The sequence below is a fragment of the Bacillus sp. NMTD17 genome (genome assembly GCF_002998735.1).
Taxonomy (GTDB): Bacteria; Bacillota; Bacilli; order Bacillales; family Bacillaceae; genus Bacillus.
This window is the reverse complement of sequence record NZ_PVRH01000001.1, coordinates 881,219-905,928: the sequence shown is the minus strand read 5'-3', so window position 1 is coordinate 905,928 and position 24,710 is coordinate 881,219. Positions and strand designations below refer to the sequence as shown.

At 40.5% G+C, this 24,710-nt stretch carries 25 protein-coding genes; 15 read left to right on the top strand and 10 right to left on the bottom strand.

The genetic code is table 11. From position 1 onward, the window contains the following. Positions 1-178: 178 nt before the first annotated feature. From malK to C6347_RS04575, 7 genes are all read left to right on the top strand, one after another. Positions 179-1,780 (top strand): malate sensor histidine kinase MalK, encoded by a 1,602-nt coding sequence (gene malK / locus C6347_RS04605; protein WP_106071462.1) that lies wholly within the window; start codon positions 179-181, stop codon positions 1,778-1,780. Next, entirely contained in the window at positions 1,773-2,480 is a 708-nt protein-coding gene (locus C6347_RS04600; RefSeq protein WP_034659808.1) for a response regulator, read from the top strand. The genes malK and C6347_RS04600 overlap by 8 nt, the downstream gene beginning before the upstream one ends. A gap of 394 nt (positions 2,481-2,874) precedes the next feature. Further along, positions 2,875-3,957 (top strand): BMP family lipoprotein, encoded by a 1,083-nt coding sequence (locus C6347_RS04595; RefSeq protein WP_034659810.1) that lies wholly within the window; start codon positions 2,875-2,877, stop codon positions 3,955-3,957. A 159-nt stretch (positions 3,958-4,116) separates the two neighbouring features. After that, a complete protein-coding gene (locus C6347_RS04590; RefSeq protein WP_060597206.1) occupies positions 4,117-5,652 on the top strand; it encodes an ABC transporter ATP-binding protein in 1,536 nt (511 codons plus the stop codon). Beyond that, positions 5,645-6,691 carry an ABC transporter permease gene (locus C6347_RS04585; protein ID WP_003212654.1) on the top strand — a complete coding sequence of 349 codons (1,047 nt, stop codon included), beginning with the start codon at positions 5,645-5,647 and terminating at the stop codon, positions 6,689-6,691. Before C6347_RS04590 ends, C6347_RS04585 begins: the two co-directional genes overlap by 8 nt. Continuing rightward, a complete protein-coding gene (locus C6347_RS04580) occupies positions 6,692-7,651 on the top strand; it encodes an ABC transporter permease (protein ID WP_106061604.1) in 960 nt (319 codons plus the stop codon). Positions 7,652-7,826: 175 nt separating this feature from the next. Next, positions 7,827-9,164 carry a 2-hydroxycarboxylate transporter family protein gene (locus tag C6347_RS04575; protein WP_003213451.1) on the top strand — a complete coding sequence of 446 codons (1,338 nt, stop codon included), beginning with the start codon at positions 7,827-7,829 and terminating at the stop codon, positions 9,162-9,164. Between the two features lie 72 nt (positions 9,165-9,236). Here C6347_RS04575 and C6347_RS04570 read toward each other — a convergent pair whose 3' ends face one another. Beyond that, the gene (locus C6347_RS04570) at positions 9,237-9,446 is read right to left on the bottom strand and encodes a hypothetical protein (protein ID WP_012011099.1); all 210 of its coding nucleotides are present in this window, start codon (positions 9,444-9,446) and stop codon (positions 9,237-9,239) included. A 219-nt stretch (positions 9,447-9,665) separates the two neighbouring features. Here C6347_RS04570 and C6347_RS04565 point away from each other — a divergent pair, with 219 nt between their 5' ends. From C6347_RS04565 to mnhG, 7 genes are read left to right on the top strand one after another with little or no spacing between them, the layout of a single operon-like run. Then, on the top strand, positions 9,666-12,071 hold the full coding sequence (locus tag C6347_RS04565; RefSeq protein ID WP_106071461.1) for a Na+/H+ antiporter subunit A: 2,406 nt from the start codon (positions 9,666-9,668) through the stop codon (positions 12,069-12,071). Further along, positions 12,068-12,499, top strand: a complete 432-nt coding sequence (locus C6347_RS04560; RefSeq protein WP_106043633.1) for a Na(+)/H(+) antiporter subunit B — start codon at positions 12,068-12,070, stop codon at positions 12,497-12,499. The genes C6347_RS04565 and C6347_RS04560 overlap by 4 nt, the downstream gene beginning before the upstream one ends. Next, positions 12,499-12,840 (top strand): Na(+)/H(+) antiporter subunit C, encoded by a 342-nt coding sequence (locus C6347_RS04555; protein ID WP_106071460.1) that lies wholly within the window; start codon positions 12,499-12,501, stop codon positions 12,838-12,840. Before C6347_RS04560 ends, C6347_RS04555 begins: the two co-directional genes overlap by 1 nt. Beyond that, positions 12,833-14,311 (top strand): Na+/H+ antiporter subunit D, encoded by a 1,479-nt coding sequence (locus tag C6347_RS04550; protein WP_066030468.1) that lies wholly within the window; start codon positions 12,833-12,835, stop codon positions 14,309-14,311. The genes C6347_RS04555 and C6347_RS04550 overlap by 8 nt, the downstream gene beginning before the upstream one ends. A gap of 6 nt (positions 14,312-14,317) precedes the next feature. Next, positions 14,318-14,797 carry a Na+/H+ antiporter subunit E gene (locus C6347_RS04545; RefSeq protein WP_066030467.1) on the top strand — a complete coding sequence of 160 codons (480 nt, stop codon included), beginning with the start codon at positions 14,318-14,320 and terminating at the stop codon, positions 14,795-14,797. Then, entirely contained in the window at positions 14,797-15,078 is a 282-nt protein-coding gene (locus C6347_RS04540; protein ID WP_012011105.1) for a Na(+)/H(+) antiporter subunit F1, read from the top strand. Before C6347_RS04545 ends, C6347_RS04540 begins: the two co-directional genes overlap by 1 nt. Continuing rightward, entirely contained in the window at positions 15,062-15,436 is a 375-nt protein-coding gene (gene mnhG / locus C6347_RS04535; RefSeq protein WP_003213369.1) for a monovalent cation/H(+) antiporter subunit G, read from the top strand. Before C6347_RS04540 ends, mnhG begins: the two co-directional genes overlap by 17 nt. 107 nt (positions 15,437-15,543) lie before the next feature. On the opposite strand, the gene C6347_RS04530 is transcribed toward mnhG, so the two are convergent. From C6347_RS04530 to degQ, 6 genes are all read right to left on the bottom strand, one after another. After that, on the bottom strand, positions 15,544-15,933 hold the full coding sequence (locus tag C6347_RS04530) for a hotdog fold thioesterase (protein ID WP_106071459.1): 390 nt from the start codon (positions 15,931-15,933) through the stop codon (positions 15,544-15,546). A 23-nt stretch (positions 15,934-15,956) separates the two neighbouring features. Further along, positions 15,957-16,598 carry a two-component system response regulator ComA gene (gene comA / locus C6347_RS04525; protein WP_058013793.1) on the bottom strand — a complete coding sequence of 214 codons (642 nt, stop codon included), beginning with the start codon at positions 16,596-16,598 and terminating at the stop codon, positions 15,957-15,959. A gap of 80 nt (positions 16,599-16,678) precedes the next feature. Beyond that, positions 16,679-18,985, bottom strand: coding sequence for an ATP-binding protein (locus C6347_RS04520; protein WP_106071458.1), 2,307 nt, complete (start codon positions 18,983-18,985; stop codon positions 16,679-16,681). A 13-nt stretch (positions 18,986-18,998) separates the two neighbouring features. Further along, positions 18,999-19,172, bottom strand: a complete 174-nt coding sequence (gene comX / locus C6347_RS04515) for a competence pheromone ComX (RefSeq protein ID WP_106071457.1) — start codon at positions 19,170-19,172, stop codon at positions 18,999-19,001. Then, on the bottom strand, positions 19,150-20,073 hold the full coding sequence (locus C6347_RS04510) for a polyprenyl synthetase family protein (protein ID WP_106071456.1): 924 nt from the start codon (positions 20,071-20,073) through the stop codon (positions 19,150-19,152). Before C6347_RS04510 ends, comX begins: the two co-directional genes overlap by 23 nt. A 151-nt stretch (positions 20,074-20,224) precedes the next feature. Then, positions 20,225-20,365 carry a degradation enzyme regulation protein DegQ gene (gene degQ / locus C6347_RS04505; protein WP_003213123.1) on the bottom strand — a complete coding sequence of 47 codons (141 nt, stop codon included), beginning with the start codon at positions 20,363-20,365 and terminating at the stop codon, positions 20,225-20,227. Between the two features lie 505 nt (positions 20,366-20,870). Here degQ and C6347_RS04500 point away from each other — a divergent pair. Continuing rightward, on the top strand, positions 20,871-21,224 hold the full coding sequence (locus tag C6347_RS04500; RefSeq protein ID WP_060597216.1) for a YuzC family spore coat inner layer protein: 354 nt from the start codon (positions 20,871-20,873) through the stop codon (positions 21,222-21,224). A 33-nt stretch (positions 21,225-21,257) separates the two neighbouring features. Here the strand turns inward: C6347_RS04500 and C6347_RS04495 are convergent, their stop codons facing one another. From C6347_RS04495 to C6347_RS04485, 3 genes are all read right to left on the bottom strand, one after another. Further along, on the bottom strand, positions 21,258-22,484 hold the full coding sequence (locus C6347_RS04495; protein WP_060597217.1) for an EAL and HDOD domain-containing protein: 1,227 nt from the start codon (positions 22,482-22,484) through the stop codon (positions 21,258-21,260). Between the two features lie 138 nt (positions 22,485-22,622). Then, positions 22,623-24,092, bottom strand: coding sequence for a nicotinate phosphoribosyltransferase (locus C6347_RS04490; RefSeq protein WP_034659831.1), 1,470 nt, complete (start codon positions 24,090-24,092; stop codon positions 22,623-22,625). Positions 24,093-24,109: 17 nt separating this feature from the next. Then, positions 24,110-24,661 (bottom strand): cysteine hydrolase family protein, encoded by a 552-nt coding sequence (locus tag C6347_RS04485; RefSeq protein WP_060597218.1) that lies wholly within the window; start codon positions 24,659-24,661, stop codon positions 24,110-24,112. Between the last annotated feature and the right edge of the window lie 49 nt (positions 24,662-24,710).

Here is a 24,710-nt window from a genome sequence, read left to right as displayed (position 1 = left end):
TCCTTTCTCATAAGCTCACATTTATTATGGCTCACTTAAAACGGATTGACAAGATGCTTTCAAAGTAAACTGGCAGCAAAATCAAATTTGTGATTTTGCACGTACATTCCTTCACAAACTTACATTTTCCCGTTAAAGTATTACTATTACGAAAAAATCGTGCGTTAGGGGTATACTCGTGAAAAAAACATTAAGACTGCAAACACGGCTGACGATTTTTGTTTGTATCGTTGTCCTGATCTCCCTTTGTATCACATTCTTTACGATCTGGTCGGAAACAGCTAAGAACATTCATCAACAGGAACGTGACATCGCCCTCTCCACTGCCAAAATGGTCGCAGAGGCTCCGATCACAGCGAAATCATTAGAAGAAAATCGATCATATTCAGTACTTCGTCAATATACAACAAGTGTTCAGCGAATCACCAAAACCGAATTCGTTGTCGTGATGGATATGAACGGTATTCGAAAAACCCATCCAAATCCGCAGAAGATCGGGAAGCGGTTTGCTGGCGGTGATGAAAAACCAGCATTACAGGGTAAAGAACATATTAGTACGGCTTCTGGAACACTTGGCAGATCCATGCGTGCTTTTGTTCCTGTTTATGATCAAGATGGAAAGCAGCTCGGGGCTGTGGCAGTAGGGATTACGTTAAAGGAAATTGACTTGATTATTCATCAAAGCTTACTTCCGCTCTACTTCGTCATATCGCTCAGCCTTCTTTCTGGTATCATCGGAGCACTCATTGTGGCACGAAAAGTGAAGAAAATTATGTTTGGACTAGAGCCAGATGAGATCGCTACATTATTAAAAGAACGAAGCGCCATGCTAGAATCAACAAAAGAAGGGATTCTTGCGGTCGATCAGCACGGTAAAATCAAGCTGGCCAACGCTGAAGCCAAACGGCTCTTTCATAATATGGGCATTATGGTTGATCCTAGAGAACAAGATGTTCAGGTGCTCCTCCCTTCAAGCGGCTTAAAGCAAGTCATTGAAACACGCAAGCCACTGCTTGACCGCGACGTGAGAATGAACGGACTGGAGCTCGTCTTTAACGAGGTCCCGATTACGGTAAAAGGCGAGATTGTTGGGGCAATCGCCACCTTCCGTGACAAAACAGAAGTCAAACACTTGGCTGAGCAGCTGAGCGGAGTCAAAATGTATGCAAATGCCCTCCGTGCCCAGTCACATGAATTTATGAACAAGCTTCATGTTATTTTAGGACTGGTTCAGCTCAAAAACTACGATGACCTTGGCACCTATATCAAAGATATTGCGATATATCAGCAAACGGAAACAAATGAAATCATCAACCATGTGAAAAACTCTGTTTTAGCAGGATTTTTACTAGGAAAACAAAGCTACATCAGGGAACAAGGCGCGACCTTAGAAGTCATATGCAGCACACAAGTCCCAAATTCAGAGGACCCAGCAGTGACGCATGATCTCATTACCGTGATTGGCAACCTGTTAAATAACGCACTCGATGCTGTTTCTCATACTGAGACGAAAAACATCTCAATCTCATTCCGATACGTCCAGGAGCAGCTTCATATTGAGATTACGGACACAGGTGTTGGTCTCACAAAAGACGAACAAGACATCATGTTTGATCAAGGCTTTTCAACTAAAGGAGAAGACAGAGGATTTGGTCTCTACTTTGTTGACCAAAGCATCAAAAAATTGAACGGACACCTGATTGTCACGAGTGAAAAAGGAGAAGGAACGACCTTTAGTCTCCGCATTCCGTATAAACAAAAGGAGGATCCACATGATTAATGTGTTAATAGTAGAAGACGACCCAATGGTTGGGGAGCTGAACAAACGCTACCTGACCCAAATCGACGGTTTTGAATTAAAAGGGATTGCCACCTCTTTTCAGCAGGCACTGGACATCTTAAAAACAGAAGCCATTCACCTTGTACTGCTCGATATTTATATGCCTGGACAAAATGGACTGGTCCTATTATCAGAAATACGCAAACAAAATCATTCTGTTGATGTCATTGTCATTTCAGCTGCCAATGAAGTCGACGTGATCCAGCAAACGATGCGAAACGGGGCCGTTGATTATTTAATCAAGCCATTTGAGTTTGAACGTTTCCAATCAGCGCTCTCAGAGTATAAACGTAAACACGCCTTGTACCAAACGATGAACAGCATCTCGCAAAATGATTTAGATGCGAAGCTCTTTCATAAAAAAGCAGAGACAGAAAAAGTCCTTCTGCCAAAAGGCCTGACCAAAAGCACACTCAAACTCATCTGGACAAGTATTCAATCATTCGGTCATCAAGCTTTCACGACCGAAGACCTAGCAAATCATACAGAAATCTCTCAAGTCTCCATTAGAAAATACTTGAAATTCCTTGAGGACATCGAAGTAGTTGATGTCGAAATGGCATACGGGACAATTGGACGTCCTGTTTTCCAATATAAACTCAGTACAACAAATATGAATTTGATTCAGCAATATCTATAATTTGATACATCTGACCTTTTACAGAGGCCAGATGTTTTTTTATGGCACACGATGTCACAAACCCCTTGATATCAGCGGTTCCACTGTAGTAGAGCACATCACAAAAGCGGCATTATATCATATTTCAGCAGATAAAAAGACATCGAATTTAGCCTTTTAACATTTTTTTTAAAATAAAACAAATTTCTATTTATTTATTCGATTGGAAATGATAAATTATGATTGATTAGTTCAACGAGATATAAGTCTGATGTCTTACATCTTCTCTCCTGCCCTCCACAAGTTTCAGGAGAAAGCAGGATAAAATACCCTATTCAGAAGGGTAAGAAGAGGTAGAACGGTCTTTTTTCGCGAGACTTTTCTGAAACTTTTAAATTTTATAGGGGGTTATGTTTTGAAGAAGCGCAAAATTGGACTAGCATTGTCCTTAGTCGTAGCAGCAGGAACCATCCTTGGAGCATGCGGCAACTCTGGCTCAAACAGCGGTGAAAGCAAAAAAGATAAAGATCAATTCACTGTTGCAATGGTAACTGATGTCGGTGGTGTCGATGACAAATCGTTTAACCAATCAGCTTGGGAAGGTTTACAAGCTTTTGGGAAAGACAACAATTTAAAAAAAGGTAAAAACGGCTTTGATTACTTACAATCTAAATCAGACGCTGACTATACAACGAACTTAAACACACTTGCTCGTGAGAAATTCGACCTGATTTACGGAATTGGTTTCTTAATGCAAGATTCTATTAGTGAAATCGCAGATCAACGTAAAAATAATCACTTTGGTATTGTTGATGCAGTTGTGAAAAAAGACAACGTAGCCAGCATTATGTTTAACGAAAATGAAGGATCATTCCTTGTAGGTGTTGCGGCTGCTCTTTCTACAAAATCGAACAAAATCGGTTTTGTTGGCGGCGTTGACTCTGAATTAATCAGAAAATTCGAAGTTGGATTCCGTGCAGGCGTTGAAGCAGCTAACCCGAAAGCAAAAGTGGAAGTGAAATATGCTGGTGCATTCGATAAAGCAGACATCGGTAAAGCAACAGCTGAAAGCATGTACAAATCTGGCGTCGACATCATTTATCACGCAGCTGGCGGTACTGGAACTGGTGTCTTCACAGAAGCGAAAAACCTGAAAAAAGCTGATCCTAACCGTAAAGTTTGGGTTATTGGTGTAGATAAAGACCAGTATGACGAAGGAAAAGTACCTGGAACAAAACAAAGTGTCACTCTTACTTCTATGATTAAGAAAGTAGACACAGCGGTACAAGACTTAACAACGAAAGCAAAAGAAGGTAAATTCCCTGGCGGCGAAGTGATCACTTACGGTCTGAAAGAAGGCGCTGTTGACATTTCTCCATCTCAGGACAACCTTGATAAAGATGTATTGAAGAAAGTAGAAGAATGGAAACAAAAAATCATCAAGGGTGAAGTCAAAATCCCTGCAACACGTGATGAACTAAAAGATTTTAAAGCTTAATTTGAGCATCGGGATAAGCGTGCCTTATCCCCTTGCCTCTCCTTTACCTCCTCTTTATTCGTAAAAGGTGGTAAAAGAAAAGCTGCAGCCTCGCTTTGCAGCTTTTCTTTTGCTAGTTTTTATCTTTATCAGCACCCTAAAAAAGGAGCGGTTAAACCTGTGGATTATGTCATTGAAATGTTGAATATACGCAAAGAGTTCCCTGGCATTGTAGCAAACGACAACATTACGCTGCAGCTAAAAAAGGGCGAAATTCATGCGCTGCTTGGTGAAAACGGCGCTGGAAAATCAACGCTTATGAACGTGCTTTTCGGACTGTATCAGCCTGAAAAAGGTGAAATCAAGGTACACGGAAAACCTGTGACCATCTCTAGTCCAAATGATGCTAGTGATTTAGGCATCGGTATGGTGCATCAACACTTTATGCTTGTCGATACATTCACCGTCGCTGAAAACATCATCTTAGGAAAAGAGCCTAAGAAGTTTGGAAAGATCGACAAAGAACAAGCCATACAGCAAGTACAAGAGCTTTCTGACCGCTATGGTTTAAAAATAGACCCTGCCGCAAAAGTATCTGACATCTCTGTCGGCATGCAGCAGCGTGCAGAAATCTTAAAAACACTTTACCGCGGCGCTGACATTTTGATCTTCGACGAACCAACAGCCGTCTTAACACCTCAAGAAATCAAAGAACTCATACAAATTATGAAAAACTTAATCAATGAAGGCAAATCCATTATTTTAATTACCCATAAGCTGAAAGAAATTATGGATGCCTGTCACCGTGTGACCATTATCCGAAAAGGCCAAGGCATTCGTACACTTGATGTGGAAAGCACAAATAAAGATGAACTTGCGAGCCTCATGGTCGGTCGTGAAGTTTCATTTAAAACAGACAAAAAAGACGCCTCCCCTGCTGAGGAAGTGCTTCAAATTCAAGACCTTACGGTAAAAGACGCGCGAGGAATTGAGGCAGTCAAACATCTCAACCTCTCAGTGAAGGCTGGCGAAATTGTCGGAATTGCTGGAGTAGATGGCAATGGTCAATCTGAATTAATTGAAGCCATTACTGGTCTAAAAAAATCAGAGTCTGGCACGATCAAGCTAAACGGGAAAGCCATTCAAAACCTTCCGCCTCGGAAGGTGACCGAATCTGGAATTGGACATATTCCTCAAGACCGTCATAAACACGGACTTGTGCTTGATTTTTCAATTGGAGAAAATATTTCCTTACAAACGTATTATCAGCGCCCATACTCAAAATTTGGCTTGATGAATATGAAAAATATTTACCAAAAAGCAAAACGAATCATTGCGGAGTATGACGTAAGAACACCGAGTGAATATACAGAGGCACGCGCCCTGTCAGGCGGGAACCAGCAAAAAGCCATTATTGGCCGAGAAGTTGACCGCAATCCTGATTTATTAATTGCCGCTCAGCCGACACGAGGACTTGATGTTGGTGCAATTGAATTTGTTCATAAGCGTCTGATTGAGCAAAGGGACTCAGGGAAAGCCGTCCTGCTCATCTCCTTTGAGCTTGATGAAATTATCAATGTCAGTGATAAGATCGCTGTTATTTTCGAAGGCAGCATTATTGCCATCGTTGATCCAAAAGAAACAACAGAGCAAGAGCTTGGTCTATTAATGGCTGGAAGTACGCAACAGGAAGTGGGGAACGAAGCAAATGTCTAATCGCTTAACAAATCTGCTAATTCCGCTTATAGCCATTGTACTTGGTCTTTTTGTTGGGGCCATTATTATGCTGGCAAGCGGTTATAGTGTCATCGAAGGCTATGGCGCCCTTTGGAATGGCGTCTTCGGTGAAACCTATTATATGGGAGAAACCATCAGACAAGTCACACCTTACATTTTATCAGGACTTGCTGTTGCTTTTGCATTTCGAACAGGTCTCTTTAATATCGGTGTAGAAGGTCAAATGCTGATTGGCTGGGTAGCTGCTGTATGGATCGGTACAACTGTCCATGCACCTATGTATATCCATCTGCCGCTTGCACTCATCACCGCAGCTGCTGCTGGTGCATTATGGGGCTTTATTCCTGGGTTTTTAAAGGCTCGTTTTTATGTTCATGAAGTGATTGTCACGATCATGATGAACTACATTGCCCTTCATGTTACAAACTATTTGATCTCAAATGTCTTAACAAATAATAAAGATAAAACAGAAAAAATCGATGCCACTGCCTCGCTTCGCTCTGGATTTTTTGAACAAATTACCGATTTCTCCCGGATGCACAATGGTATTTTTGTTGCCATTATAGCTGCGGTCGTGATGTGGGTCATTATTCAAAAAACCTCTAAAGGCTTTGAATTGCGGGCTGTTGGAATGAACCAGCAGGCATCCCATTATGCTGGTATGAACGTTCGTCGCAATATCATTTATGCGATGCTGATTTCAGGTGCTTTTGCAGGTCTTGCAGGCGCAATGGAAGGTCTTGGCACATTTGAATATGCCTCAATTAAAGGCTCGTTTACCGGTGTAGGTTTTGATGGAATCGCCGTCGCTTTATTAGGTGGAAATACTGCTGTTGGTGTTGTTCTTGCTGCGCTGCTGCTTGGTGGATTGAAGGTCGGTGCTTTAAATATGCCGCTTGAATCTGGCGTACCGACTGAGGTCGTTGATATTGTCATTGCGATCATTATTCTTTTCGTCGCCTCAAGCTATATTATCCGTCTTGTGATGAACCAAATGAAGAAAAAGGGGGGAAAATAAGTGGGATTTCTGCAAATTCTTGAAATCATCGTCCCAGCTACACTTGTCTATGCTGCACCACTTATTTTAACCGCTCTTGGAGGCGTCTTTTCAGAAAGATCAGGTGTTGTGAATATCGGTCTTGAAGGTTTGATGGTCGTCGGAGCATTTTCTAGTATTATCTTTAACTTATTTTATGCTGATACGTTTGGGGCGTTGACCCCGTGGCTTGGGCTCCTCGTCGGAATGGCAATTGGCGGATTGTTCTCTTTGATTCATGCAGTTGCAACCATTACATTCCGGGCAGATCAAACGGTCAGTGGTGTTGCCATTAACATGCTGGCACTTGGCGCTACGCTGTTTGTCGTGAAACTCATTTACGGGAAAGCACAAACAGATAAAATTACAGAGCCTTTCTATAAAGGTGATATTCCCCTTTTAAGTGACATTCCGATGATTGGCGATATATTCTTTAAAGATGTTTATTATACGTCCATACTCGCATTAGCGCTTGCGGTTGTTGCTTGGTTTGTTTTATTTAAAATGCCGTTTGGTCTTCGTCTTCGTGCAGTCGGAGAACATCCAATGGCTGCTGATACAATGGGAATCAAAGTGTACCGGATGCGCTATATCGGCGTCTTTATTAGTGGACTGTTTGGTGGTCTTGGCGGAGCTGTTTATGCGTCGACCATCGCACTTGATTTCTCACATGCTACCATTACTGGACAAGGCTTCATCGCACTAGCTGCGCTTGTCTTCGGTAAATGGCACCCATTCGGCGCAATGGGCGCTGCTTTATTCTTTGGATTTGCTCAAAGTTTAAGCATCATTGGCTCTCTCCTGCCGCTATTCCAAGATATACCGAACGTGTATATGCTCATTGCACCATATGTGCTTACCATCCTAGCACTCACTGGCTTCATCGGCCGGGCAGATGCACCGAAAGCACTTGGGACCCCTTATTTAAAAGGAAAACGATAAATACGATGTATGATCAATCCCCTGAAGGATAAACTACCTTCAGGGGATTTTTGTATGATAAAAACATAAAAACTCCTGTTTATTTTACTTTTATTACACTTAATTTAGTTTAATAAATAGATGAGTGTCACAGAATCTTCTACAATTGAGACAAATAGCATTTGGGGGTGTTTATGTGGCTAATACACAACAATTGAAATCGATTACAGACGATTCTGACAATAATAAAAGCGTTTTCCGTAAGATCATGTCTTGGAAAATTGGTGTTATTGACTTACCTGTGTATTTAGTACTTGCAGCGATTATTTTAACTGCCGCTTATTTTAATAAAATTCCAGCAAATATGCTTGGTGGTTTCGCTGTTATTATGATTTTGGGGATTTTCCTTGGAGATATAGGACAACGTATTCCGATCTTAAAAGATATTGGTGGACCGGCGATTCTTTCTTTATTCGTACCATCGTTCCTGGTCTTTTTTCATGTTCTGAATCCGAACTCGTTGGAAGCGGTTACGTCTCTTATGAAAACGTCGAACTTCCTTTACTTCTATATTTCTGCTCTTGTAGTAGGTAGTATTCTTGGGATGCAGCGAACTGTTTTAGTACAAGGCCTTATTCGTATGTTTGTTCCTCTTGTTGCAGGTACAATTGCAGCTGTAACTGCTGGAATTCTTGTTGGTCTTTTAGTTGGTTACACACCGCATCATTCGTTCTTCTTTATTATTGTTCCGATTATTGCCGGTGGTGTTGGTGAAGGAATTTTGCCATTATCTATTGCTTATTCACAAATTCTTGGTGTATCAGCAGAGTCATTAATTTCTCAATTAATTCCTGCTGCCGTCATTGGGAACGTCATTGCCATTATCTGTGCTGGCGCAATGAAGAAGCTTGGTGAAAAACGTCCTGAACTAAACGGGAATGGCCGTCTTGTAAAATCAAAAGAGGCAAATGAAATTTTTGAACAGCCTGATATGGATCCAAAAGTTGATTTCGGGTTAATGGGTGCTGGTGTACTCGTTGCTTGTACAACGTTCATTTTTGGTGGTTTGTTAGAAAGCTTTGTTCATATTCCAGGTCCAATCTTAATGATTGTACTTGCCGCTTTAATCAAATACTTAAACGTGATGCCTCAGCATCTGCAAGATGGCTCACAGCAGTTCTACAAGTTTGTATCAAGAAGCTTTACATGGCCGCTTATGGTCGGTCTCGGAATTCTATACATTCCACTTGATGATGTAGCAACAGTGATTTCTATTCCATTTGTTTGTGTATGTATCGCTGTCGTTCTTGGAATGGTTGGTTCAGGTTACTTCGTTGGGAAATTGATGAACATGTACCCAGTAGAATCTGCGATTGTGACAGGCTGTCACAGCGGACTTGGCGGTACTGGTGACGTTGCGATCCTTTCAGCTTCTGGAAGAATGGGTCTGATGCCTTTCGCACAAGTATCTACACGTCTTGGCGGAGCAGCAACTGTGATCTGCGCAACAATCTTACTTAGAATGTTTACTTAATCAAACAATAAAAAGCATGGGCTCTATTACGGGCACATGCTTTTTTTATATTTCTTTTCTCCTATAAGGGTTTTATTCTTCGGCAGAGACCACGCGTATATATTCTCTTGGCTGGAATGGATATTGTCTTGCCTCTTGATAGGTCATATAGAGAAGATGTTCTGAAAACAACGGCCATTCACTTTCCGCCTGCCACCTTTTTTGATCATTTCGTTCTATGAAGAATGCTCCTCCTAAAATCGTGCAGAATATGCTTAAGCTGATGCCCGCTTTTAGTTTCATGTAATCAGCTCCTTTAAGAAAAGCATGTACGAAATACAAAACAATATACAATGAGTTTCATTTTTGATAAAATATTTTTTGTGGTCAAAAGAACTCAAAACAAATACAGTTTACTGTAAATCAGTTCAAACCAATGCACTATGTCTGTATTTACGCTATAATTTTATTTACCAGTTCTTTAGAACGTGAATTTATATTGATTGAAGGAGGTTTATTTTCTTGCAGCTTATTCACTTCGCCATCCTATCGCCTTTTTTGCTTGCGTTTGTTGTGCCTTTTCTTTTTAAATACGTAAAGCGTATACATACAGGGTGGTTTGTTCTTATCTTGCCTATTCTATTATTTAGCTATTTTGTCCAGATGATTAAGATGACATCAAATGGACGAACGTTATTTTCACAGGTCGAATGGATTCCTTCTCTAGGAATGAATTTCACTGTGTATGTAGACGGTCTTAGTTTGTTATTTGCGCTATTGATTACAGGTATTGGCGCACTTGTCGTCTTGTACAGTATTTTCTACTTATCGAAGGAAAAAGAACAGCTCGGCTCTTTTTATACGTATTTGTTAATGTTTATGACCGCTATGCTCGGTGTCGTTCTATCTGACAACATGGTGGTTCTTTACTTGTTTTGGGAGCTAACGAGTATTTCTTCCTTCCTCTTAATTGGGTATTGGTATAAGCGGGAACGCTCTAGATATGGAGCAACCAAATCACTGCTTATTACTGTTTTTGGCGGATTAGCTATGCTTGGTGGCTTCATCCTCATCTACCTGATAACTGATTCATTCAGTATTCGTGAAGCAGTCAATCAGCTTCAGCTCATTATGGCATCACCTTACTTTATCCCTGCCATGATTCTGATCTTACTTGGTGCCTTTACGAAATCAGCGCAGTTCCCATTTTATATCTGGCTGCCTGATGCAATGGAAGCACCTACCCCTGTGAGCAGTTATCTGCATTCTGCTACGATGGTGAAAGCTGGTATTTATCTTGTTGCCCGCTTCAGTCCAATCTTTGCTATTTCAGAGGTGTGGTTTTGGACCATATCCATCGTTGGACTTGTGACATTATTTTGGGGATCATTCCACGCCGTTCGTCAAAACGATTTAAAAGCCATTCTTGCCTTTTCTACCGTTAGTCAGCTCGGGATGATTATGCTTATGCTGGGTGTAGGAGCAGCTGCGATTCATGAAAACAATCCTGCCTTTTTTGGCGCAGCCGTTCTTGCTGCTATTTTTCACCTCATTAACCATGCTACTTTTAAAGGCAGTCTCTTTATGGCAGCAGGTATTATCGATCACGAAACAGGCACTCGTGACATTCGGAAATTAGGCGGTTTAATGACCATCATGCCGATTACCTTTACGATTACGTTAATCGGTACATTCTCAATGGCTGGTCTTCCGCCATTTAACGGTTTCTTAAGTAAAGAGCTGTTTTTCACAAGTATGCTGCGTATTTCTGAGATTAACTTTACAGATATTTCGACATGGGGCGCTATTTTCCCAGCGATTGCTTGGCTCGCTAGTGTCTTTACGTTCATTTACAGTATGATGCTTCTCTTTAAAACATTTAGAGGCAATCTTCAGTTAGATCAATTAGAAAAAAAGCCGCATGAAGCACCGATTGGTATGCTCATCCCGCCAATTATCCTTGCTGCACTTGTGGTCACCTTTTTCTTCTTCCCAAATATTCTAGCTTATTCTGTCATTGAACCTGCGATTGCAGCCATTATTCCCGATGCGATTGATCCAGGAAAACGGTTTGTTGTCAAAATTGAAGCATGGCACGGCTTTCAGCCAGAGCTTTATATGACAATAGGTGTTGCAGCTTTAGGGATTATCGGATATTTGACGTTGTCGAAATGGCGTCCAATGTACAACATATTTAAGGAGAAATGGTCATTTAACACTTTATACGATCGTTCTCTAATCGGTTTAGAAAAAGGTTCATATCGCCTGACAAACAGTTATATGACCGGTTTCCTTCGTGATTACCTTGTCTATGTGTTTGGGTTCATGATTATCGTGCTTGGGAGTGTCATGTTTTATCAGAATGCCTTCTCATTTAATATGGAGCATGCTGCTCCAATCGGCACGTACGAGGTCATTCTGTCATTAGTGATGATAGCAGCAACCCTCACGACTGTGTTTGCTCGTTCTCGCTTAACAGCCATTATCGGGCTAGGTGTCATGGGGTATACGCTGTCACTATTTTTTGTTATTTTCAGGGCACCTGACCTTGCCCTCACCCAGTTAATTATTGAAACAATTTCTGTGGCACTGTTTTTACTTTGCTTCTATCACTTGCCAAAGCTGAGCATGAAGCAAAAAACAAGGAAATTTAAAATGACCAATCTCATTATTTCAGTAGGTGTTGGTGTCATTGTGACATGCCTTGCTTTCGCTTCAACAAGCAATCAGTCACTTGATACGATTGCGTCTTACTTTATTGAAAACAGCTACAAGCTTGCAGGCGGAGACAACATTGTCAATGTCATCCTTGTTGATTTCAGGGGCTTTGATACACTGTTTGAAATTACCGTGCTGGCGATTGCGGCACTTGGTATCTATGGATTATTAAAGACACAAGGAAAACGGAAGAGAGGAGTGCGCCGATGAGAAAAATTGATACGAATGATATGCTTTTACAAGTCACAACCAAAATCACTGCATTTATCATCCTGCTCTTCTCCCTTCACCTATTTCTTGCGGGACATAACAATCCAGGCGGAGGATTTATTGGCGGATTAATGAGTGCCAGCGCTGTCGTCCTTCTGCTCTTAGCCTACGATCTGAAGACAGTAAGACGCATTCTGCCGTTCAACTTTATCTATGTTGCAGGTGTGGGGCTGCTCATTGCGCTATTGACTGGTATGGGATCTTTCCTGTTCGGCGCACCTTTCCTATCCCATACCTTTGGTTATTTTCAATTACCGATTTTAGGGAAAACAGAGCTGGCAACAGCCGTCCTGTTTGATATCGGTGTGTATTTGGTTGTTGTCGGTGTCACCATGACCATTATTCAAACGATTGGAGAGAAGGAATAATGGAATTTCTAATGTCTATTCTCGTCGGAATTATCTTTATGACGGCGACCTATTTACTGCTTTCAAAAAGCCTTTTGCGGGTCATCGTCGGTACTGCTGTTTTGAGCCACGGCGTCCATTTACTTCTATTAACAATGGGCGGCTTAAAAAAAGGAGCTCCTCCCATTTTAACTGAGGGGCTTACATCCTATGTAGATCCATTGCCACAAGCATTAATTTTAACGGCTATTGTCATTTCGTTTGGTGTGACATCATTTCTACTCGTCATGGCCTTCCGAGCCTTCCAAGAGCTGCGAACAGATGACATGGATCAAATGAGAGGAAATGATCAGCATGAATAATCTCGTTATATTACCTATTTTGATACCAGTTCTATCCGCTACATTGCTGATTTTTATGAATAAAAATATCATGCTGTCTAGAGGTTTTAGCGTTTTTGCGTCTCTTACAGCGATCGCGTGCAATCTATTTTTGGTCCAAACGATTTTCACAAATGGGATTCAAACACTTTATTTGGGCGGCTGGAAAGCACCATTTGGCATTGCGCTTGTGGCCGATCAGTTTGCTGCACTGCTCGTACTGACCGCTTCCATTGTTGGGCTTGTCACAGTGCTTTTTTCCTTTCAAACAATTGGAAAGGAAAGAGAGCGGCTGTTCTATTATTCTGGCGTACAGTTCTTGTTAGCTGGCGTGAGCGGTGCCTTTTTAACAGGAGATATCTTCAACCTGTTTGTATTCTTTGAATTGCTGCTGATGGCGTCATACATGCTCATTGTGCTGGGTGGATCAAAACCGCAGCTTCGTGAATCACTCAAATACATTGTGTTTAACATCATCTCATCGGCTTTATTTATCGTCGGTGTCGCTTGTTTATATGCCGTCACTGGTACATTGAATATGGCTGATTTAAGTGTGAAGATCGCTGAATCAGGGCAAACAGGATTAATCACTGTCATTTCCATTCTGTTCATGATTGTATTTGGCTTAAAAGCTGGGATCTTCCCGCTTTATTTCTGGCTTCCAGGGTCGTATCATGCACCGCCTGCAGCGATTTCCGCTCTATTTGGCGCTTTGCTGACAAAGGTTGGCTTGTATGCGATTGCCAGAGTCTTTACGTTAATTTTTATACACGATACAGGGTTCACTCATACATTTATGGCGTGGCTGGCCGCACTGACGGTGATATTTGGTGTGATTGGCTCAATTGCCTATTCCGATGTGCAAAAGATCGTGATTTATAACATTGTGACAGCGGTCGGGGTCATTTTATTTGGAATTGCAGCCAATACTCCTGCATCACTCCAAGGGGCCATTTATTATCTCATTCACGATATGGTCATCAAAGGGGCTTTATTTATGCTGGCAGGTGCACTCTTTGTGTACGCTGGCACAAACAATCTGAAAAAGATGGGCGGGCTGATTCAATCACAGCCACTTCTTGGCTGGATGTTTTTCATATCAGCATTATCCCTTGCAGGAATTCCGCCGCTTAGCGGGTTTGTAGGAAAACTGAAAATTGTGGAAGGCGGCTTTTCAGCTGGGCTTATGACTTTTTCTATCCTTGTCTTACTATCCAGCCTTCTTGTCCTTTATAGTGTCATGAGGATTTTTATGCTCGCATTTTGGGGCGAGGAACAGGATCTGCCAAGAAGAAAACCGTCAATTAAAGGAATGGTGTACCCTGGCGTACTGCTTGTCGTCTTATCGCTTGCGATTGGATTAGGAACAGAGTTCATTGCTCCTTACATCAATCAAGCAGCGGAAATGCTCTCAACACCAGAAAAATATATTCAAGCTGTGCTGAAGGAGTAGATGAACATGGCCTTTCAAATATTATTAAACGCTCTCCTCGCCTTTACATGGATGTTTATGAATGATACATACACGGCCTCAGGCTTTGTATCAGGGTTTATACTTGGGATGGTCGCCATTTTTATGCTGCGCCGTTTCTTCCCGCAACGTTTTTATGGCTTTGCACTTTATGCCATTTTCAAGCTCGTTTTGATTTTTATTCGGGAGCTGCTTCTTGCCAATTTAAGTGTACTAAAGACCGTATTATCTCCAAAGCTCACAATTAAGCCCGGTATTTTCGCCTTTCGTACGGACTTGAAAATGGATTGGGAAATTACCATACTTTCTAACATGATTACTTTGACACCAGGTACACTAGTCATTGATATTTCTGATGATCGTTCGATTTTATACATTCATGCGATGGATATTGAAGATGCGGAAAAAGCCATTCACGATATCCGGGTTTCATTTGAAAAAGCGATTCAGGAGGTGAGTGGTAAGTAATGGAGATCATATTACAAATTTCACTTGGCATTCTTGCACTGTCCACCCTTCTTTTTGTTATACGAGTTATCAAAGGTCCCTCTATTCCTGATCGTGTAAGTGCGCTTGATGCGATAGGAATCAATTTAATTGGGATGACAGCCATCGTTTCCATTTTGCTGAAAACGACAACGTTCTTTGAAATTATTTTACTGCTCGGTATCCTTGCCTTTATCGGCACTGTCGCTTTTTCCAAATTCCTTGAGAAAGGGGAAGTGATTGAAAATGATCGTCATCGCTAAAGCTATTGTCATTTTCTTCATTCTGCTTGGCGCCATCCTTTGTCTTATTTCAGCCATTGGCGTCCTTCGCCTGCCGGATGTTTATACACGTATGCATGCTGCATCAAAAGCATCGACACTTGGTGTTGTCCTCATATTAGTTGGGGTATTCTTTCACGAATGGTTTCTTGCAGGCATTATTTCTGCGAAGATTCTACTTGGGATTGTCTTTATCTTTTTAACAGCTCCGGTCGGCGCACACTTGATCGGAAGAGCCGCCTACAATACTGGAGTCAAGATGGACAAACGAAGTGTACAAGATGATTATGGTGGTTTTCGTAACTTCGTGATTAAACGAAAAGAAGACTCGTACTTATAAACCGAAAGAAGGGCCTCACATGTGAGGTCCTTCTTTTATTTCTATAAAAAAACCATTTTATGGATCAATCCAACCTAAAAAAAGCTTCCGCTGCACCGGGAGCTTTTTTATATGCGATCAATGATAGCAAGTGTGCATCTTGACGTACAGATGTGCCGATCTCGATCATCTTTAATATCAATTTGAAATACCATTGTACGGCGCCCTACATGTACAGGAACAGCCGTCGCTGTCACTACTCCATCACGTACAGATTTTAAATGATTGGCATTGATTTCAATCCCTGAGCAAACTTGCTGAGTTAAGTCTAAATGAGCCGCAGCCCCCATGCTTGCCACTGTTTCTGCTAGAGCAGCAGATGCTCCTCCGTGCAGCAGTCCAAATGGCTGTTTTGTTCTGTGATCGACTGGCATTGTCGCTACGCATCGTGACTCATTACACTCTACAATCTCAATCCCCAGTGCCTCAAGCAGTGTATTTGATCCACTCACTTCCATCAGGGTTCTCTCCCTTCACACGTTTACAGCACACTTTCAGATTTTGCAATTAACACCGCTTCGGTTCGAGAGCCAACATTCAGCTTATTAAAGATGGACGTCAAGCTGTATTCAATCGAGCGTTTGCTCAAATGAAGCACATCGGCAATCTCTTGGTTCGTGTATCCTTTTTCCACTTCTCTGAGGATCAAACACTCTCGCTCTGTTAACAGCTCGTGATCGGTCTGCTGCGCCTGTTCTGGCTTTTCTTGCTGCTGTGAAATTAATTTCTTTAAATAGGATAGCTGAATGACAACTTCTCCTTGCAATGTGCGGTGTATGTATTCAATAATTTTGTCTTTTGTCTCTGTTTTACTAATTGCACCGTGCAATCCAGCCCGAATGGCCTCTTCAAAATAATCATCTACTTCATACCCTGTATAAATGATAATTTTCACTTGTTGGTTGGTTTCTAGAATTTGTTTCGCAATGTCCATTCCATTGATATCCCCGAGATTTAAATCCATCAAAATCACATCATAGATGGAAAAGTCATGCGTCTTTAAAAAGGCGGCTTCTGCATCAGGACTTAAACAATCGACTGATAGCTGCTGATCTGATTCTAATATGCTTTTTGTCCCTTCCATGACAGCCGGATGATCATCAATGACCAATATCTTCTTCATGTCTTCCTCCCTTTAAATCACTCACTTCCATTTTATATAAAAGACTTGGCAGATGCCAAGTCTTATTCCTTAATAAATCGTTACAATTCCATTTCAATTTTCACCTTCAGCCCTTTTTCTGGGGCTGTGTGAATGTGAAACTTCCCATTTAACGCCTTGACTCGTTCTCTGATTCCCGAGAGGCCCATGCTCATGGTGTGCTGATCAAGATGGCTTGCATCAAAACCGACTCCATCATCCTCGTAGTGAAGAACAACCTGATCTTTAATACAAATCAGCATCACAAGCACTTGGCTGGCTTGAGAATGTTTCAAGGCATTGGATAACAGCTCCTGAACAATCCGGTAAATATTGAGCTGGGAGTCAATATCAATGTCCAGCTCCTTATCAAAGCGAGTCGTATTCAGCCGGATATGAAACGGTGCTTCCTCCTGGATTTGAGAAGTCAGCTTCGACATCGCCTTGACTAAACCTAAATCGTACAGCAGCTGCGGCCGAAGTTCATGACATGTTTCTCTCGTGGTTTGAATCACCTTAGACATTTGTTCATTCCATGAGATAAGCGATTGTTCAATAGACGTTGGGCATTGATCGTTTTGGAAATTCGTTAAAAACATCTCTGACTGTCTTTTCAGCGATATCAAATCCTGCAGCACGGAATCATGAAGATCCCTCGCTAAATCGGAGCGCTGCTTTTCTTCCATCGCAAACATGACTTTTTTCAGCCAAGCAGGGTTCGCTTCACGCTGCTTCAAATCTTCAAGATGCTCCATCAATTCTTCGATCTTGACGACATTTTCTAAACTGACACTTGTGTAAAAAGCCAATGTTTTCAGCCAAGAAATCTCATCACGCGTCAATTTCGGTGTCTGTAAATTGGATAAACAGCAAATCATAAACGAGTGACCGCCCCGCTCGCCAATTTTCATCATAAACCCTTTATCAAGCTCAATGATTTTCCCGACTTCCCCTAAAATATCCTGAAATTGATCCACATACTCTTTCCATAGATTGCTATCACCTGAAGATTCATCAATCTCTTCAATCTGCCCATCTGGCTTCACTTCAAGCACAAAGGCTTTATTAACAACAAGCACTTCTAAAATGGTGTATTTCAAATGATACAGCACTTGATGAAGTGATGACGCCTCACGAATAAGCTGCGTAAATTTAAACACGCTGTCCTGGTAATTATGCTTCTCTGAAAAACGCTTCAACCGGAAGCGGAAATCAATGATTTCTTTGAAATAGAAGACAGTTAGCATAAGAATATACGTGATAATCGTAAATTTCACTGTATAAAAATTTGCAGTTGGCTTTTGTATAAAATCAAAAATAATAACGACTAGTATCGTTGGTGTTATCGCTAAAAGACCATAGTATTTAATCCTTCCCATGAAAAAATCAACATTATACAACTTATTTGACATAAATTGATAGACTAAGAAAAAAGGAATTAATAGAACGAATGATGCAACAACATAGGGTGAAATAAAATATATACCAAAAAAATAAGGAATGATAAAAAACAGCATAAATGGACTGAACGATGAGATTAAAATGAGTGCAAATGCTCGAAGAACATTGCTGACTGCATTGTCTTTTAATTTCTTAGCCGCTATTATAGTGATAATAATTGAAATGAAACACAGAATAAAAAATGAAAGTAAATTGACATATGCTAATAGATTAATTGGCTCTTCTTTATTTTTATAGAATAAATCTAATAAGATGTTAGTAACTGGAACTAGATACAAACTAAAAAGAACTCGCCGACGAATAATCTTTGTTCCTAATTCTTTTAAATATTGATACATAAAGTGCATATATAGTGGAGGTACACTATTCATTGTAGCGATTACGAGAACGCGACTAATAGCCTCTCCTTTTCCAGAACCACCAGAGCTTACATAGCCTATAGAAACTGCCAAAAGAAATAAAGCTAAAATATATGCGGACGTTTTTTTGTTAGCTTTATTAAATTTTAAAATCATAAATATACAAAATAGACTGATTGAGTAAAGAATGACTGGGATTAGATAAATAAAAAGATTCTCTTGACTTAATAACCTTACATTTTCTAAAGAAATTTTATCACCGTGTCTATCAACGACTAAACTTTTAACATTAGCTAAAAAACCTCTTCTAACTTCTTCAACTGGTTTTTCATTACCGTTCACTTCAAGTATGATATCGCCTTTTCTAACACCAGCAAGATAGCTGTCTGTAAAATTATCGACATCCACTACTTCAAGTTGACCGTGACTATTTACTTTAACAGCTGCTCCCACAAAAATATTAAACACGTTGATATAAGAGATGTAAATCACATAGATGAAGCTAAGAATAACTAATATAACTGTTAACTTAGAGTAAAACTTTCTCATAATATTTATCTACTCATCCAGCAGTTTTCCATATGATTGATCTAATGGCGTCTTCTTTTTGGAATCCCTCAACAATAATACTCGCAGTCACTTGATCAACGTGAAGTAACGATGCATTTCCATTAGTAACTTGCTTTAACGCCGAGGGGTTTCCCACTAGATAACTAACCAGTTTCTGAATGTTCATCTTCTCCATCTCCAATTAAAAATAGTAACAGCTTTTCCTTTTTAGAAGCCTCTAAATGTAGCTTCTTGAATGATTCTTTAAACTTATTTCTGAGGAGGTTTCTCATAATAAATACATATTGTTGAACACCAGATTCTTTTAATTTATCCTTGAATTCTTCAGAACCGATGCTCTTATTCTCTGATTGATAATAACTGAGCAAGCCTGAACTGGATGGGTTAAATTCATTTTTTAAATAGACAAGCGGTAATGTTTGCATTCTTTTAAAATCAATATTCTCTTTATTAAAAAGACCTAAATAGTCATTTTCAAGCTGTTCCGCCATTCCAAGATAATACGCATATTCTTCTACATTCTTTTCAAAAGAACCTGTTGCCAAAATAACCCCTAACACACAGGGTAACACAAATAGTGATCCTGCTTTTGACTTCATGATATTTAAACAATCCTGCTCATTCTCCGGCTCCAGTGTCATATCAACATGTTGTCCTTGCATTGATTGAATGGCATAAGAATATACACTGTGTAAAAGTTCCGTTGCATGCTCAAGTTTTGAAAAGGCTTCAAAACTCAATGTAAAAAGAACATTTGCCGCATTAATTGCAATTCCGCTCTGACACTTCATCCAAGGATACGAATCTTTATCCTGATCTTCAATATCATCTAATATATCGGCTGATAAAGTGAGAAGTTCAATCCCTGCTGCCAATTGTGTAATCGCTTGCTTGTCTTGTCCGCCAAATGCCTCATAATGCTTGTAAGCCAATTGCCCAAAGGGAAATTCATTCTTTATATCCGTAAATTCTAGAAGCAGTTGTTGTAAATCCTTCTGCCTGACTGCATGTTGAATAAAATCAGACATATTCTGCTTGATTTTTGTATTCTCTAGATAGTTTAGCATACTCGGTCTTGTACCTCACCCTTCCGCCTTTTATTTTACTAAAAAGACATGAGCAAATGTCCACTGACATCACTATTTAACAATTATATAATAATATATCCTTTTTTTGTATGTATTTGGATAAAAAAAAGACTTGATGATTATCAAGTCTTTAAGAAATTTTCACATATTCATATTTGTCGTATTGATCAATGCTTTTGTTAATGTTATGAAGAGAAGCCGTTGTTTCTCTAATTTCGTTTTCAAGTTTCCATAATAATTGTTTAAGTTCTTCGATTTCATACTTTTCCATCGATTCCACTCTCCTTTTTTGGAAGATCAATGTATTTGTGTATGGTGATTGGGTCATAAGTATTTGATCTGTTACTAACAGTGTAAATGTAATTGAGTATTTTTTCACCGAAAAGTATGCACAAAATGTGTGCGTGATACCGCAAAATTCAATAGGTCTTTTTTCATCATTTTCTGACTTTTCAAATCATACTTTTATCTCAATTTCAAAGGAACTGCGTCATTTTTGCGACAAGAATAGGCATCATTCGTCACACTTTTCTCACATAAGAACGTATGATCCCTTCCATATCCTCGGTTTTGCGTGTTATAGGTCAGACGACAGACCCTATTGTGGACACCGCAATTTTTTGGCGACATTCACCGAAATTGACCGCAAAAGTACCTATTTTTATGTTGGATTTATAAAGATAGAAAGATCATTTTGATTCTTTATTCTGATTTTCTACATACATTTAGAACAGATATCCGTCCAATTTCACGTCAATGAGAGAAGAGGTGACCATATGTTTTACTATGTTCCTTATCCTGCTTTGCAGGTCCCCGCAATGAGCCATGCATACCCGCGCACACCTATGACTTTTCCTCCAGTAGATGCCCACTCGTTTCAACGAGCCGCAAAAGAATCAGCCCGACTTGTTGCTGATGCTTCACTCATTACACAACAGATTTCCAGCTCGCTTTCATTTGCACAGCGCATCATGGAGGCTGCTGAGCGCTCTGATTCGACAAGTGTCATCCGGATGCTGAAGCAAATCGGTGTGAAAAGTGGCATTGACATCCGCTTTAGTCCAGAAGGCATTCGTATCTACTTGTCTCTCGCCTCTAGCAGACTTTTTCTTCTTTTACAGTGGGCATAACAAAAAAAGCCGCTCTGACGTGAGCGGCTTTTCTTAAGATTCAAACATTTTATGACACCATTCAATGGCTTCTATATAACAGCCGTAGGCTTCTTGCTTCGGGAGTTCCCCATTTAACATCTCATCATCCCATTCATTTCGTTCAATCCGTTTGGCTACATCTAGCACAAATGAATAATCATTTTCATAGCCAAGCAATGCCTCACCAACTTCATCAGAAAGCGGCAGCTCTTTCACAAGTTCTGTAATATCTGCCCTGACAAGCGTATCAATGAGAGAAAACATACCTGTCAGCATATAAGAGGCTGGGTGCTCTCGTTCAGTACGACTCGCAATCAGTTCACACGTTTTCGCCCGAATGAATGACATTTTGATAATTTCTTTTTGGCTTGAGTTGGCTTGGACATTCAGTTCTTTAAATGAAAGAATAAAGATCCAGCGCCGAATTTCATTAAACCCAAGCAGGATAATCGCCTGCCGGATACTTTTGATTTGATAAAGACGTCTCATGCCGCCTGAATTCAGCATTTTTAATAATTGATATGACAGCGAAAGGTCACTTTCAATAAAATGGGTCACGACCTGGATATTCGGCTGTTCCTTGCTCAGCTCATTTAAGAGCTGGTGGTACGCATGGAAGCTGGTCGATAATGCTCGTCCTGATATGACACGAGGCTCGCTAAAGAAATACCCTTGAAACAAATGGAAGCCGGCTTCTAGCGCTTCTTCATACTCTCTTCGCGTTTCCACCTTTTCTGCAAGGAAGCGAAGTCGATATTTTTTATACGTATGTAGAATATTTCTTCGTTCTTCCGAATTGGTCTTCAGAAAGTCAATTTTTAAAATATCAATGCAATAGAGGAGTTCGTCAAGCAACTTGTCACTAAAATGTGTTCCGTTTAGAAAAAAATCATCAAGTGCAATCGTATATCCCCATTTTTTTAACTGCTTACATCTCATAATAAGTGCCGGGGTAATCGGTACATTTTCTAATATCTCGATCACAAGCTGATGCGGATCAAAATAGGTGAGCAGATCAGACGAAAGTAAGCTTTCGGTGAAATTAATGTAGCATCGTTTGCCTTCTGTCAATGTTTCGATACCTATATTTAAAAAGCTATTTATAATGAGGTCCGTTGTCGCTTGGTCACCGTCTTCAGCGCTATATGTATTGGTTTCACTATCTCTATAAAGCAGCTCATATGATACGACTTGTTCTTTTCTGTTAAAAATAGGCTGTCTCGCAACAAACACCCTCAACTGCTCCAATCCTCCTTTATGCAATGACAAACAAGATGTGCTTTCAGTATACCAAATGATTGTGCTTATGGTTCACTTTGAATCGGTCAAAAAATAAAAAAAGAGATCACCCGGCTTGATGATCTCCTTTTCTTCCAATTAGCTTTCATAAAGCTCTTTTTTAATTTTATTTTTCACGTCATGGATAAACTGCATCTTGTTATCCCAGCATTTTTGACTCAAATCGACTGGGTATTCTTCTGGTTTGCTGATTCGTTTATATTCCTCCCAGAAAAGTCCGAGGCTATCCTGCACATAGGCTTGAATCGTTTGAATATCCGGATTGTCATATACAAGTTTTCCTTGTTCGAAAATAGGGACATGAAGATCCTTAGCCACAAAGTTTGTGACAAATTTGCTGATAAATGTATGCACAGGGTGGAACATTTTCAGTTTATCCTCACTATGAACATCTTCCTCTTCAAGGGCAATGTAGTCACCCTCAGAATGATGATTCAATTGATTGATGATGCGGTACACACGTTTACGTCCTGGTGTTGTCACTTTTTCTGGGTTGGATGAAATTTTGATGGTATCATTCATTTTGCCGTTTTCTTCAATGGACACAAGCTTATACACTGCACCGAGGGCTGGCTGATCAAATGCTGTGATCAGCTTTGTCCCAACACCCCACACATCAATTTTGGCACCCTGTGCTTTTAAATTCATGATGGTATGTTCATCAAGATCGCTCGATGCAATGACTTTTGCATCATGGAATCCTGCATCATCCAGCATCGTTCTAGCTTTTTTAGACAAGTATGCAAGGTCACCGCTATCAAGTCTGACACCAATAAAGTTGATTTTGTCTCCGAATTCTTTCGCTACCTTAATGGCATTCGGAATACCGGATCTCACGGTATCATACGTATCGACTAAAAAGACACAGTCTGTATGGGTTTCAGCGTATTTTTTAAATGCCGTATATTCATCGCGGTATGCTTGTACAAGCGCATGGGCATGAGTTCCTGACACTGGAATGTTGAAGCGCTTCCCAGCACGAACATTACTTGTCGCCTGGAAGCCGCCGATGAGTGCCGCTCTTGCTCCCCACATCGCTGCATCCATTTCATGCGCACGTCTTGTTCCGAATTCTAGTGCTGTCTCATCTTCAATGATTCCTTTAATCCGAGCCGCCTTTGTTGCGATCAGTGTTTGGAAATTCACGATATTCAGCAAGGCTGTTTCGATTAGCTGCGCTTCTACAAGCGTTGCCTCGATGCGCATGATCGGTTCATTTGCAAAGACAATTTCGCCTTCACGCATTGAATGAAGTGTTCCTGTAAAGGACAACCCGCTTAAATAATCAATGAAATCGCTTTTATAACCGAGTTCATCTTTTAAATACGCTAGATCACTTTCGGTGAAGGAGAAGTCCGATAAATATTCAATCGCTTTCTCTAAACCAGCAAATACAGCGAAGCCATTGTCAAATGGAAGCTTTCTGAAGAAGAGTTCAAAAACTGCCTTCTTCTCATGAATGCCGTCTCTCCAATACGTTTCTGCCATGTTAATTTGATAAAGATCTGTATGTAGTGATAAACTGTCGTCAATAAACCGATGCTCCAACTTCCATTCTCCTTCCCTTACTTAACCACTTTCGCACCAAGCGACTGCTCAAAGTGAGAAAGTGCCCACTCGTGCCCCGCTTCATTAAAACTCGCTACAGCATTCTGGTGAATCACAAGTTCGAAGCCTTTATTGTACGCATCAACAGCTGTATGAAGTACACAAATATCGGTACATACGCCGGCTAAATGAAGTTCAGTGATGCCGCGTTCGCGCAGTTTCATTTCTAATTGAGTGCCTGCAAAAGCAGAGTATCTTGTTTTTTCCATATAGTAGACATGCTTTAAATGTTTTGACGTGTGAAATAGTGAACTTAGTTTGCCATAAAGTTCAATTCCCTTTGTCCCGCGAATATTATGGGGCGGAAATAACTTTGTCTCTGGATGAAAAGGGTCTTGCTCTTCATGATGATCGACTGCAAAGACGACAAAGTGTCCTTCATCAATAAACGAAGAAGTGATCTCTGTGATCTTAGGCTCAATCGCCTGTCCAGGCTTTCCGCATGTCAATTTTCCATCGTCTGCAACAAAATCAACGGTATAATCAATACAAATCAATGCTTTGCCCATCCGCATCTCTCCCATATGCTCTTTTGACTCATTATAGCCTATTCATTTC